This is a genomic window from Haloferax sp. Atlit-12N (assembly GCF_003383095.1).
Taxonomy (GTDB): domain Archaea; phylum Halobacteriota; class Halobacteria; order Halobacteriales; family Haloferacaceae; genus Haloferax.
Genome location: NZ_PSYW01000001.1, coordinates 521,508 through 533,558 on the forward strand (window position 1 = coordinate 521,508; position 12,051 = coordinate 533,558).

Sequence of the window (12,051 nt, forward strand, 5' to 3'; positions counted from 1 at the left end):
GTACGACTGTGCCTCCGACATCTACGACGCCGGCGGACGGCGGTTCGAACGTCGTCCCGCCGGACAAATCGCTGTTCGCCGAAATCGCGCCGCTACGGCTCGCCGTCGGCGTCGTCTTCTGCGCCTTCGCCGTCGGCGCGGTCGCGCTCGGCTGGCTCCCGCCGATGAGTGCCGACGTGGTCGGCATCGCGCTCCTCTGTGTCGTCTTCCTCGCCGGGGGGTTCGTCCCGTTCAACGAGACGCTCGCGTTCTACGTCGCGCAGGCCGCCGCGTTCCTCGTCTGGGGCGCACTCCGATTGGCGGTCGACGGCTTCGACGTGATTCCGCTCCTCTTGGGCGCGGCCGGGGCCGTTGGCCTCGCGGTCTACGGCCGGCGGGCGCTCCGCGACGGACTCAGGGCGCTGGTCTGAATTGGGTCGGGTCGGGTCGGGCCGAGTCCGCGCCTCACTCCCTGACCGTCAATACCGGCACGTCGGCGAGCCTGACGACCCGTTCCGTCGTGCTCCCGAGAACCGCGTGTTCGAGCCCGGTCCGGCCGTGCGTCGCCATCACCACGAGGTCGGCGTCGCTCTCGCCGACCGCGTCGAGAATCTCCCGGTACGGCACGCCGATTCGGACCGTTGTCTCGCAGGGGACGCCCGCGTCCGTGGCGAGCGACGCGACCTCTTCGACCGCCATCTCGGCGGCGTCGCGGAGGCTCGCGCGCACTCGCTCGACTGGTACGTCGGCGGCCGTCCACAGTCCGAGGTCGCCGACGTCGATGACCGAGAGGGCGCGAATCGACGCGTCGTAGGCGCTCGCGAGGTCGATAGCACGACGGGCCGCCGCACGGGAGCGGGCGCTGCCGTCGGTGGGGACGAGAACGGTGCCGTACATGTCATTCTATTGGTGTTCCAGACGTATCGCCTTTCGCCCCGGTGGCGCGGCCGGCGGGCCAACGCCGTCGCTCAGCGTGTTGGGAAACGGAGAATGGAGGTCAGCGGAGCCGGTCGGAGCCGTCGGTGACGAACCCCTCAGACGCGGGTGCGCGGCTTGGGGACGACCCGCCGGACGCCCGCGGCGGCCGCGACGAGCAGGCCGCCGAAGAGGACGGAGACGAGGAGTTCCGGCGCGACGGTCAGGCCTTCGATGCCGCCGAACGTTGCGAACAGCGCGTAGCCGGCGACCGCCGTGAGGGCGATGCCGATGACGACCGCGAGGCCGATGCCGGCCTTCATCAAGTCGAGGTTGCTCATGGTCGCTTGAGCCTACGCGAGACGACCGAATATAAACGGAGACTGCTTCCCAGCGACCGGGAAACTGACCGAGTGTCTCCCACGCTATCGTGGGGGTTTTATATCGGTTCGGCGGCCGTCGAATGGCGAGAGTCGCGGCGACGATGCGGAAAATCAGGCGTCGAAACGGCGTCCGGGTCGTCGGCTATGCGGCCGACTCCGACCCCTCGCCGTAGAGCCCGTACAGCACGAACAGCAGGGCGAGAAAGAGGAACTCGATGACCGCCACGGCGATGAGCGGGAGCTCCACGTTGAAGAAGCCCGCCACCGTGCGCAGTTCGATGGCGACGGGGACGCTGAACGCGATGAGGATGAGCGCCCGCGCCTTCGTGAGCTTCACGCGACGACCCCCCAGAGGGTGTTGAACGCGCTCGTGACCGTCGTCATCACGAGGTCGAAGCCGGCGGAGACGGTCGCCGGGACGGGGAGGCCACCGCCGAACAGCCCGCCGCCGTTCTGGATGATGCCGGCCAGCGGGAGCGTGTACGCGAGCACGACGAGGACCGCCGCGATACCGGTCCACATCGCGAGGTTGTCGAGGATGCGCGGACTTCCCTCAGGCCCCGAAAGCGGCTCGGGGAGGTAGGAGTCGACCGGCCGGTCGGACTCCTCGCCGAGTGAGGTCAGGAGGATGTTGAACAGGAACAGCACCACCGACAGGAACAGGAGCGTCCCGCCGAGGGCAATCTGCACCCGAAGCTCGAAGATGCTCCCGATGGGCGTCAGGAACTCGAAGTTCTGGTACTGCGGTTCGGCGGTGCGCCGCGGGATGCCGGCGAGGCCGGCGCGGTGCATCGCGTTCGACATGAACACCATGCCGACGAACCACATGATGACCTGCAGGAGGCCGATTGGGCGGCTGTAGAGCTTCGTGCCCGTGACCTGCGGGACGAGCCAGTACGACCCGGCCATCATCGTCAGCGCGACGGCCGTGCCGACGGTGAGGTGGAAGTGGCCCGGCACCCACAGTGTGTTGTGGATGAGGTAGTTGATGTTCATCCCGGCGTTGATCATGCCGGAGAAGCCGCCGGCGGCGAACATCGCACCCGCGAGCGCCATGCCGGTGAAGGCGGGGTCACGCCACGGGAGCGCTCCGAGCCAGCGGAGGTAGCCCTCACCGCCGCGCTGGCGCGCGCCGTGTTCGACGCTGGCGACGACGGTGAACGCCGTGAGCAGCGACGGGAGGAGCAGGAACATCGTGTTCGTCATGGCGATGAACTTGAAGCCCTCTGCGATGCCCGGGTCGAGGTACTGGTGGTGAATCCCGACCGGGGTCGAAAGCAGAAGGAACAGGAGGAACACCACGCGAGCGAGCGGGTCGCTGAACAGTCGCCCGCCCGCGAGCTTGGGGAGCACGGTGTACCAAAGCAGGTACGCCGGCATCAGCCAGAAGTAGACGATGGGGTGGCCGAAGTACCAAAAGAGCGTCCGCGTCAGAAGCGGGTTGACGCTCTCGATGAGGCCGAGCGACCACGGGATGAGGAAGAACACCACCGAGACGGCGACGCCGAGGGTGGAGATGTACCACATAATCATGGTCGTGAGGACCATGAACGTCTGCAGCGGGATGCGCTCGTCCGGGTGGTCCTGCCGCCACGCGCGGTAGGAGAGGAACCAGTCCGCGCCGGAGAGCCACGTCCCGACGATGAACATCGCGAGCCCGATGTAGAATATCGGGTGAGCCTGCAGGGGCGCGTAGAAGGTGAACAGCACGTCCGCGCTCATGCCGAGGTTCGGGACGAGGCCGCCGAGGATGGCGACGGTGGCCAGAACCGTTCCCGTCGTCATCAGGCCGACCCATGCCCACGAGAACAGCGCGCTCTCGGCGGGCCGGTCGAGGCTTCTGGCGACCGCCCAGTGGAACACCCCGCAGAGGAAGAAGATGGTGAAGACGATGGCGAGCAGCACGCCGTGGCCCGTCAGCAACGTGTAGTAGTCCGCGGAGTCGATGACGCGGAGGACGTTCGTCCGGTGGAGCGCCTGAATGAGGCCGAAGAAGGCGCCGATGCCGAGCGAGACGAACGCGATGAGGAAACTCGCCTTGATGATTGCCGCCTCGTCGGGGAACTTATCGACGAACTCGCTGCCGCCGGATGCGGTCGCCATCAGTTCTCAGCCTCCCCTTGCGCCTGCTGTTGTTCGTACCAACTGTCGAATTCGTCTTGTTCCATAACCACAATCTTGCCTTCCATCACGTGGTGGCCGGAGCCACAGTACTCGTTGCAGAGCATCCCGTACTCGCCCGGTTCGCCGAACTCGACGGTGAACTCCGCGACCTGCCCGGGGATAGCCATCGTGTTCGCGTTCGTGCCGACGACCTCGAAGCCGTGGATGACGTCGGCGGCAGTCACGTGGAACGTGACCGTGCTACCGGCGGGAACGCGGAGCGGTTCGGTCGTGCCGGGTTCGAAGACGAACTGGCGAGCGACGACGTACACGTCGTAGCTGTTCTCACCGTTCCGTTCGATTCCGGGGTCGCCGAACTTCGGGTGCTGGTCGAGCGTCGCCGGGTCGACCGTGCCGCCCTTGTCGTCTATCATGTCGATACCCGCGCCGGCGGCCCCGTAGGTAATCGTCCCGATGAACCCGACGATGAGGACGAGCGCCAGCGCCAACCAGAGTTTCTCGTAGGCGTGAATCTCCATCTATCCCACCACCGTGAGACCCCGTCCGAGGAACTCGACGAAGTACATGAACACCCACATGCCGATGAGAATCGCCATGTAGATGAGAACGAGCACGAGCGTCCCGACCGGGTCGAAGTCGTCGTGTCCGAGTTCGCGAACGATACCGTCGTCGGCCGTCCCGACGATGGAGTCGACCGGGGAGTCTGCCTGCCCGGAATCACCTTGGGAATCCGCGTTTGCTGGCACGCCGCCGTCGGTGGACGTGCGCGCCGCAGAGGACGCGGCTCCCTCTGCTGTCGAATCAACGGCCATACCCGGTCATGAGGAATAACGGGACTTTAACGCAACACCCCATTCCAACGCGGTGGGAATAGGCGAAATCAGAAACACCGTGGTCGCGAATGGACCGATATGGAACTCACGCCACGACGCGCCGGAACCGTCGCACTGCTCGCGCTCCTGCCAGCGGTCATCTTCGGCGTGACGAAAAACCCCCTCGCGGGCGTCGTCACGGCCGTCAACGTGCTTCTCATCTCCGCAGTCATCTACTTCCTCATGAGCCCGACCGAGGGCGGCCACGACCACGACGGCGACGCCGACTCCGAGACCGACGGCGAACACGCCGCGTGAGATGGACGGCGGCATCTCGCTCGGACTGCCGGCCGCGACGCCCGAAGCGGTCGCGTTCCTCCTCGTCGGCCTCTTCGGCGGGGCACACTGCCTCGGGATGTGCGGCCCGCTCGTCAGCGTCTACGCCGACCGCCTCGCCGACCGCGAGGGCGTCGATAGCCGGTCGCTCACGCTCCGACAGGTCCGCCAACACGCCCTGTTCAACGTCGGGCGGGCGCTGAGTTACGCGGCCATCGGCGCGGCCTTCGCCCTCGTCGGCGGCTTGTTTTTCGACGCCTTCGACTCGGTGGCCGCCGTCGGGAGCGGCATCCGCGCGACGACCGGCCTGCTTGTCGGGACCGCCATTATTCTCACCGGCGTCGGCTACCTCGTCGGCCAGTCGGCCGCCATCGACCGGTTCACCCCGACCGCGGTCACGCGCCTGTTCGGCCGCGTCAGCGGGTGGGCGACCGCCCGCGTCGATAGGCTCGTCGGCGGGCCGCGAATCCTCGGCCTCGGAGCGATTCACGGCCTGCTCCCGTGTCCCATCATCTACCCGGCGTACCTCTACGCCTTCTCGACGGGCGAACCGCTCCGGGCCGCCGCCCTGCTCGGCCTGCTCGGCCTCGGGACGATACCGACGCTGTTCCTCTACGGGACGCTGCTGGGCCGCGTCTCGGCGCGCCGGCGGGCGATGCTTCACCGGGCGCTCGGGGCGGCGTTTCTCGTCCTCGGCTACATCCCGCTGTCCCACGGGCTGATGCTTCTGGGCGTGTCGGTCCCGCACCTTCACGTGCCCTTCTACCAACCGTTGTGACGATGTCGACTTCGACGCGGTCCCGCGGGTCGGCCGGCGGCGGAAGCGACGGCGGTGACGCCGAGGGCTGTGACCTCTGTGGCCTGCCGACGCCGACCCCACCCGTCACCGGTGACGAGGTCGACGGCGAGTTCTGCTGTCGCGGCTGTCTCGAAATCACCCGCGCGCTCGGCGACGCCGCGAGCGCCGACCCCGAGACGGTCGAGCGCGAACTCGCCGGCGAGGCCGACGAGGTGCCCGAGGACGCCGAACGGACCTACATGGCCGTCGAGGGGATGCACTGCGCCACCTGCGAGGCGTTCGTCTCGGGGACCGCGCGGACCTGCGAGGGCATCTACGCCGCGGAAGCCAGCTACGCCAACGACATGGTCCGCGTCACTTACGACCCGGAGACCGCCGACTTAGACGGACTGTCGGGGACGCTGGCCCGCTACGGCTACGGCACGCGCGACCCCGAGGAACGCGAGGCGGCCGAGCGGTCCGACAATCAGGTCGTCCGGTTCGTCATCGGCGGCGGCGTCTTCGGCATGATGGTGATGCTGTGGTACGTCCTGTTTCTGTACCCGACCTACGTCGGCTTCCAGTCGGTCGTCGAACTCGGCGTGTTCGACGGCATCTACATCCTCGGCAACATCTGGGTGATGACCTCCATCGTCCTGTTTTACACCGGCTTTCCCATCCTCCGCGGGGCGCTCGTCAGCCTCCGGGCCGGCCAGCCGAACATGGACCTGCTCGTCTCGCTGGCGGCGACCAGCGCCTACGTCTACTCGACGGCGGCCGTCCTCGTCGGCGAGACCCACGTCTACTTCGACGTGACCGTCGCCATCATCCTCGTCGTCACGCTCGGCAACTACTACGAGGACCGCATCAAGCGGAAGGCCGCCGGGATGCTCTCGGACCTCGCGGCCTCCCGCGTCTCGGAAGCGCGCCGGAGGGTCGCCGACGACGCTGACGGCTCCGGCGACACCGCAGTCGAGATGGTCGCGCTCGACGCGCTCGAACCGGGCGACCTCGTCGAGGTTCGGCCGGGCGAACGCGTCCCGGTCGACGGCACCGTCCGCGAGGGGACCGCCGCGGTCGACGAGGCGCTCGTGACCGGCGAGTCGATGCCGCGGACGAAGCGTCCCGGCGACGACGTGCTCGGCGGGACTGTCGTCACCGACCGCCCGCTCGTCGTCGCGGTCGGCGAGGACGCGACGAGCACGCTCGACCGACTGGTCGAACTCCTCTGGGACATCCAGAGCGCCCGCTCGGGCGTCCAGCGCCTCGCCGACAAACTGGCGACCATCTTCGTCCCGACGGTGCTCGTCCTCGCCGCCGTCGCCTTCGGCTGGACGCTCGTCCGCGGCGGCACGCCGACCGACGCGCTCCTCATCGGCCTCACCGTCCTCATCGTCTCGTGTCCCTGTGCGCTCGGCCTCGCCACGCCGCTGGCGGTCGCCTCGGGCATCAAGGAGGCCGCGAATCGGGGCATCGTCGTCGCCTCCGAGGCCGTCTTCGAGGCCGTCCCTGACGTGGACGTGGTCGTCTTCGACAAGACCGGGACGCTCACCGACGGCGACATGGCGGTCCTCCGGATCGTCGGCGACAGCGGGTCCGCCGCCCTCGCCGCGGCCGCCGCGCTGGAACGCTTCTCCGCGCACCCGCTCGCGACCGCCGTCGTGGAGGCGGCCGAAGACCGAACCGAGGCGGCGGACGCGAACGCGTCGATTCCCGACGTTTCGGCCGACGACGTGACCGTCCACGACCGCGGCGTCTCCGGCCGAGTCGACGGCGACCATGTCGTCGTCGGCCATCCCTCGCTCCTCCGCGACGAGGGCGTGACGCTCGCGCCGGCCCACGAGGACGCCGTCGAGGCCGCCCGCGACGAGGGCGCGGTGCCGGTCGTCGTCGGGTGGGCCGGGCGCTCTCGGGCGGTGCTCGTCGTCGGCGACGAACCGCGGGCCGCGTGGGACGACGTGGTCGCCGCCGTCGCCGACGACGGCCGGCGCGAGGTCGTGGTTCTCACGGGCGACTCCGAGCGCGCCGCGCGGCGTTTCCGCGACCACCCGGACGTGACAGACGTGTTCGCGGGCGTCCCGCCGGGGGCGAAAGCCGAGACGGTCGAACGCCTCCGCGCCCGGGGCACCGTGGCGATGGTCGGCGACGGGAGCAACGACGCGCCCGCGCTCGCCGCCGCCGACATCGGCATCGCGCTCGGCACGGGGACGGACATCGCGGGCGACGCCGCCGACGCGGTGCTGGTCGGCCGCGACATCGACGCGATTCCCGAGGTGTTCTCGCTTTCGACCGGCGTGAACCGTCGCATCCGCGGCAACCTCACGTGGGCGTTCGGCTACAACGCGGTCGCCATCCCGCTGGCCGCCCTCGGCGTGCTCAACCCGCTTTTCGCCGCCGTCGCCATGGGTACGTCGAGCCTGCTCGTCGTCGCCAACTCGGCGCGGTCGCTCGACTGAGTTGCCTTCCCGAGACAGTCGCCGAAAGCGGACCAATCAAGTCGCTCCGCCCCGTCGGGAACGATAATGACAGACGACCCCTTCTCGCTCGCCGTTCCGGAGGGGTGGACCGTCGAGACCGACGTGGACACCGACGAGGCGAGCGCTAAGACCGTCTACGAGTCGCCCGACTCGGACCGACGCGTCACCATCACCGAGTTCGCGCGGGGACTGACGCTCTACTGGTGGGTCGACATCTTCGCGTTCGCCGACGGGGAGTGGCACCGCCGCGAGGTGGGCCTCGGCGACTCCTACCGAGACGCGGACGCCGTGGGCGACGCCGCACAGGACGCGCTCGACCGACTCGCGTCGTCCAGCGAGCGAATCGAGTCGGTAGCTGACGACTGATTTATCACGGCCACTACACGACTGTATACATGTACCTCGTCGCCTACGACGGCTCTCGACTGGCGAACGCGGCGCTCGACAGAGCCGCGAAGTTCGCGTCGGCCACCGGCCACGACGTGCTCGCGGTCGCCGTCGTCCCCGACGATTCGAAATACGCCGTCGAGGCGGGGTGGGTCCCCTCACGAGAGGTTTTCGACCGGCAGACGGTCGTCGGAGAACTCCACGAGACCGCGGTCGACATCGCGCCGTCGGCGTCGTTTCAGGCGGTCTCAGTCGGCAAGAACCCTGCGCCGGGAAACATCGTTTCGAAGCTCAGGACGGTCGCGTCTGAGATGGACGCGAGCGTCATCTTCGTCGGGAGCGAGAACGCGGGTCGCGTCGTCGTCCCACTGGTTAGCGTCGGCGGGAACGTCGCGAGCGACGACGCCCACGACGTACACATCGTCCGCCACGCACCCCCGGAGATTCACAGGCGATTCCCGAAGTCGCACTTCTACCTTCCCTGACGCCGCTCGGGGTCGGCGGACGCCGTCGTCGAGCCACCGTTTCATGTGTCGCGGCCGCGAACGTCAGGTATGCGAGATATCAGGTACGTCTACACCGTCGGAACCGACCCGGAGACCGTCTCCGAACGGCTGTCGAACGCCTCGTCGGGCGTGCTGTCGTTGGCCGACTGCGGACGCTCCTACGCGATTCCCGCCCACGTCAGCTACGACGCCGACGGCGGTCGGCTCTTGTTCCGCCTCACCGACGACGGGCGAAGCGAGAAGTTCGCGTTCATCGAGGAGACCGAGGAGGCGACGTTCGTCTGCTACGAGGACGCGGGCAAAGACTCGTGGAGTATCATGGCCCGCGGGCCGATTCGCGTCCTCCCGGACGACGAGCGCCCCGACGCGACGACCATCAACGAACTGTTCGGCGGCGTCCGCGTGTTCGACGAGGAGGTCGACGACCTCGAGTTCCACCTCGTCGAACTCGAACTCGACGAGCTGACGGGCCGCGAAACCGCCAGATGAGCCGCCTCGCGGGCGTCGTCCTCGCAGGGAATCAGTAAAACCCGACGACCGGCTCGTCGGCGGCGAGGGAGGTCGCCACGACCCGGTCGACGCGCGGATGTTCACAGAGCCATCTGGCGATTTCCTCGGCCGTCTCGGCCAGTCGCTCGTCGTCGACCATGTTGAGCACCGGGACGACCCGCGCCGTCTCGGGCACGTCTTTCATCCCGCCGCAATCGTTCGACAGCACGGCGGCCACGTCCCACTCGGATATCGGGTCGCCGACGGCCGTCCCCGACACGTCGGAGACGAGTTCCGGCCGGTGGACGCGCTCGTCGGTGAGCGGTTCGCCGACGACCCGGACACTGGCGACCGGGCAGACGAGGTCGGCCGTGTCGGGGAGTTGCGGTTCGTCCTCGCCGGGGGCTTTCAGCCAGCGCGACCGCGCCCCGTCGGCCTTGACGAGCACCACGTCGTCGGTGGCGCGCGCGACTCGGTCGACCGTCGTCGGGCCGTAGCCGCGGTAGCGGTCGGGGCGCTCGCGCTCGGCGACGACGCCGAGCGGGCGGGTCGGCGTCTCCACGACGGCGGTCTCGGGGTCGTCGGTGACGACGACTTCGGCCACCTCGTCGTCGAAGATGGGGATACGGACGGTGCTCGTAACCACGCCGTCGAGGTCGCGGGCGAGTCGGTAGAGAAGCGACTTCTTGCCCCCCGCGCCGACGGCACAGACGAGGTCGTCGGGGCCGATGCCGAGGGCGTCGGCGAGCGTCGGCAGCGACGCCGGTTGCTCAGTCATCGGCCGCCACCCCCGACTCGACCGTCACGCGGACGGCGCTGTGTTTGTACTCCGGTATCTTCGCGGTCGGGTCCAGCGCGTCGCCGGTCAATCGGTTCACGAGCGGCTCCGCGTAGTGGAACGTGGCGAAGACGGTCCCGCGGCGGACGGCGGGCGTCACCTCGGCCGCGACCGCGATTTCGCCGCGGTCGTTTTCCACGCGGACGGTCGCACCGTCTTCGATGCCGCGGGCAGCGGCGTCGTCCGGGTGAATTTGCAGGCTGTCCTCGCCGCGCATCCGCATCAGCACGCCCGACCGACGGGTGAGCGCGCCGCTGTTGAAGTGCTGGAGGACCCGCCCCGTCACGAGGACGAGTTCGCCGTCGGCGACGTGGTCAGCCGGGTCGACGTGTTCGACAACCCGGAACGGAGCGGTCTTCGACCCCGATGCGAACGTGTCGGCGTGAAGAATTGCCGTCTCCTCGGTCGCGCCCTCCGGGAAGGGCCAGCGCTGGCTCTCCGTGCCGATGCCGTCGTACGACATGCCGGCGTAGATAGGCGTCACCCGCCGGAGTTCGTCGAAGACGCCCTCGGGTGTCGCGGGCGCGTCGAGGCCGGCCACGCGGGCGGCGAACTCCCGGAGGATGTCGAGGTCGGCGCGGGCGTCGCCCGGCGGCGCGACGTTCCGGTTCATGCGGATGACCTGTCGGTCGGTGTTCGTCACCGTCCCCGACTTCTCGGCCCAGACGCTCCCGGGAAGCACCACGTCCGCGAATTCGACCGTCTCGGTCGGGAACACGTCGTGGACGACACAGAAGTCGAGCGCCTCGAACGCCTCGCGGACGCGGTTCGCGTTCGGCTCCGTCACGGCGGGGTTCTCGCCGAAGACGTAGGCCGCCCGCACCTCGTCGCCGAAGCGGTGGGTCGCTTCGACCTCCGTGAGCCCCGGGAGAGCGGGCGGTTCGAACCCCCACACGTCGGAAACGGCGGCGCGGGCCTCGTCGTCGGTGACGGGTCGATACCCCGGTAAGACGTTCGGGAGCGCGCCCACGTCGCCCGCGCCCTGCACGTTGTTCTGCCCGCGGAGCGGGTTGACGCCGGTCCCCGCCTTCCCGACGTTGCCGGTCAGGAGCGGGAGGTTGATGAGCGCCTGCACGTTGTCGGTGCCGTAGTGGTGTTGGCTCATCCCCATCCCGGTGAAGATGGCCGCGCGGCCGGCCTCGCCGTAGGCTCTCGCGGCGGCGCGGAGGTCAGCGGGGTCGACGCCGGCGCGCTCGGCTTCCGCGTCGATGTCGAGCCCCGAGAGGTGCTCGCGGAGCGCCTCGAACCCCGTGGTCCGCTCGGCGACGAACACCTCGTCGACCAGTCCCTCCTCGACGACGACGGCGGCCATCGCGTTGAGAAGCGGGATGTCGAAGCCCGGTTCGACCGGGAGGTGGATGTCCGCCGCCTTCGTCGTCTGGTTCTCGCGGGGGTCGACGTGAATCATCGTCGTCCCCGACTTGAGCGCCGGGAGCAGATACGACCGGAAGATGACCGGATGCTGTTCGGCGGGGTTCGCGCCGGTCACGAGGAACACGTCGGCCTCCCCGAGGTCCGAAAGCGAGTTCGTCATCGCCCCCGCGCCGAAGCGGTCGCCCATCGCCGCCACCGTCGAGGCGTGACAGAGCCGCGCGCAGTTGTCGACGTTGTTCGTCCCGAGCGCCCGCGCCGTCTTCTGGAGCAGGTAGTTCTCCTCGTTCGTGCAGTTCGACGACGAGAAGAAGAACGCGGCGTCCGGCCCGTGGTCGGCGACGATTCGGGAGAACTCGCGTTCGATGCGGTCGAACGCCTCGTCCCACGTCGCCTCGACGAGCCGACCGTTCACTCGCACCAGCGGGGTGGTCAGTCGCTCGTCGTGTTCGACCACGTCCCACGCCGCGGCCCCCTTGGGACAGAGTTCGCCCCGCGTGTTGACCGGGCCGTTCCACCCGACTGCGCTCCCGCGGTCGGCGTCGTAGCGGATGCCACAGCCGACGCCGCAGTACGGACAGACGCTCTCGCTCGATGCCGCTACCCGCTCAGGCACGCTGACACACCACACACATAGTCGAACGTGTGACCCGAAC

General features: G+C 68.8%; 15 protein-coding genes. 7 read left to right on the top strand and 8 right to left on the bottom strand.

The window, feature by feature from the left end; translation table 11 throughout:
* Window positions 1-8: 8 nt before the first annotated feature.
* Window positions 9-410, top strand: a complete 402-nt coding sequence (locus C5B90_RS02730; protein ID WP_008092446.1) for a hypothetical protein — start codon at window positions 9-11, stop codon at window positions 408-410.
* A 34-nt stretch (window positions 411-444) separates the two neighbouring features.
* Here C5B90_RS02730 and C5B90_RS02735 read toward each other — a convergent pair whose 3' ends face one another.
* From C5B90_RS02735 to C5B90_RS02760, 6 genes are all read right to left on the bottom strand, one after another.
* On the bottom strand, window positions 445-876 hold the full coding sequence (locus tag C5B90_RS02735; RefSeq protein ID WP_115878915.1) for a universal stress protein: 432 nt from the start codon (window positions 874-876) through the stop codon (window positions 445-447).
* A 137-nt stretch (window positions 877-1,013) separates the two neighbouring features.
* Window positions 1,014-1,235 carry a hypothetical protein gene (locus C5B90_RS02740; RefSeq protein ID WP_115878916.1) on the bottom strand — a complete coding sequence of 74 codons (222 nt, stop codon included), beginning with the start codon at window positions 1,233-1,235 and terminating at the stop codon, window positions 1,014-1,016.
* A 184-nt stretch (window positions 1,236-1,419) separates the two neighbouring features.
* Window positions 1,420-1,614 (bottom strand): hypothetical protein, encoded by a 195-nt coding sequence (locus C5B90_RS02745; RefSeq protein WP_004971074.1) that lies wholly within the window; start codon window positions 1,612-1,614, stop codon window positions 1,420-1,422.
* Window positions 1,611-3,380 carry a b(o/a)3-type cytochrome-c oxidase subunit 1 gene (locus C5B90_RS02750; protein ID WP_115878918.1) on the bottom strand — a complete coding sequence of 590 codons (1,770 nt, stop codon included), beginning with the start codon at window positions 3,378-3,380 and terminating at the stop codon, window positions 1,611-1,613. The genes C5B90_RS02745 and C5B90_RS02750 overlap by 4 nt, the downstream gene beginning before the upstream one ends.
* Window positions 3,380-3,919: a cytochrome c oxidase subunit II gene (locus C5B90_RS02755; protein WP_115878920.1), complete on the bottom strand. Its 540-nt coding sequence runs from the start codon at window positions 3,917-3,919 to the stop codon at window positions 3,380-3,382. Before C5B90_RS02755 ends, C5B90_RS02750 begins: the two co-directional genes overlap by 1 nt.
* Window positions 3,920-4,147, bottom strand: a complete 228-nt coding sequence (locus C5B90_RS02760; protein ID WP_115880534.1) for a hypothetical protein — start codon at window positions 4,145-4,147, stop codon at window positions 3,920-3,922. It lies immediately after the preceding gene.
* A gap of 165 nt (window positions 4,148-4,312) precedes the next feature.
* Here C5B90_RS02760 and C5B90_RS02765 point away from each other — a divergent pair, with 165 nt between their 5' ends.
* The 6 genes from C5B90_RS02765 to C5B90_RS02790 all read left to right on the top strand — a co-directional run bounded on the left by C5B90_RS02765 (window position 4,313) and on the right by C5B90_RS02790 (window position 9,186).
* Window positions 4,313-4,531 carry a hypothetical protein gene (locus C5B90_RS02765; RefSeq protein WP_115878922.1) on the top strand — a complete coding sequence of 73 codons (219 nt, stop codon included), beginning with the start codon at window positions 4,313-4,315 and terminating at the stop codon, window positions 4,529-4,531.
* Window position 4,532: 1 nt separating this feature from the next.
* Window positions 4,533-5,327 (top strand): sulfite exporter TauE/SafE family protein, encoded by a 795-nt coding sequence (locus C5B90_RS02770; RefSeq protein ID WP_115878924.1) that lies wholly within the window; start codon window positions 4,533-4,535, stop codon window positions 5,325-5,327.
* A 2-nt stretch (window positions 5,328-5,329) separates the two neighbouring features.
* Window positions 5,330-7,783, top strand: coding sequence for a heavy metal translocating P-type ATPase (locus C5B90_RS02775; RefSeq protein WP_115878926.1), 2,454 nt, complete (start codon window positions 5,330-5,332; stop codon window positions 7,781-7,783).
* Window positions 7,784-7,849: 66 nt separating this feature from the next.
* Complete coding sequence (locus C5B90_RS02780; RefSeq protein WP_115878928.1) at window positions 7,850-8,170, top strand: hypothetical protein; 321 nt, start codon at window positions 7,850-7,852, stop codon at window positions 8,168-8,170.
* Window positions 8,171-8,199: 29 nt separating this feature from the next.
* Window positions 8,200-8,676 carry a universal stress protein gene (locus C5B90_RS02785; RefSeq protein ID WP_115878930.1) on the top strand — a complete coding sequence of 159 codons (477 nt, stop codon included), beginning with the start codon at window positions 8,200-8,202 and terminating at the stop codon, window positions 8,674-8,676.
* Window positions 8,677-8,745: 69 nt separating this feature from the next.
* A complete protein-coding gene (locus tag C5B90_RS02790; protein ID WP_115878932.1) occupies window positions 8,746-9,186 on the top strand; it encodes a pyridoxamine 5'-phosphate oxidase family protein in 441 nt (146 codons plus the stop codon).
* Window positions 9,187-9,217: 31 nt separating this feature from the next.
* On the opposite strand, the gene yqeC is transcribed toward C5B90_RS02790, so the two are convergent.
* Together yqeC and fdhF are read right to left on the bottom strand one after the other, a co-directional pair.
* Complete coding sequence (gene yqeC / locus C5B90_RS02795; protein WP_115878934.1) at window positions 9,218-9,964, bottom strand: selenium cofactor biosynthesis protein YqeC; 747 nt, start codon at window positions 9,962-9,964, stop codon at window positions 9,218-9,220.
* On the bottom strand, window positions 9,957-12,011 hold the full coding sequence (gene fdhF, locus C5B90_RS02800) for a formate dehydrogenase subunit alpha (RefSeq protein WP_115878936.1): 2,055 nt from the start codon (window positions 12,009-12,011) through the stop codon (window positions 9,957-9,959). Before fdhF ends, yqeC begins: the two co-directional genes overlap by 8 nt.
* Window positions 12,012-12,051 lie beyond the last annotated feature (40 nt).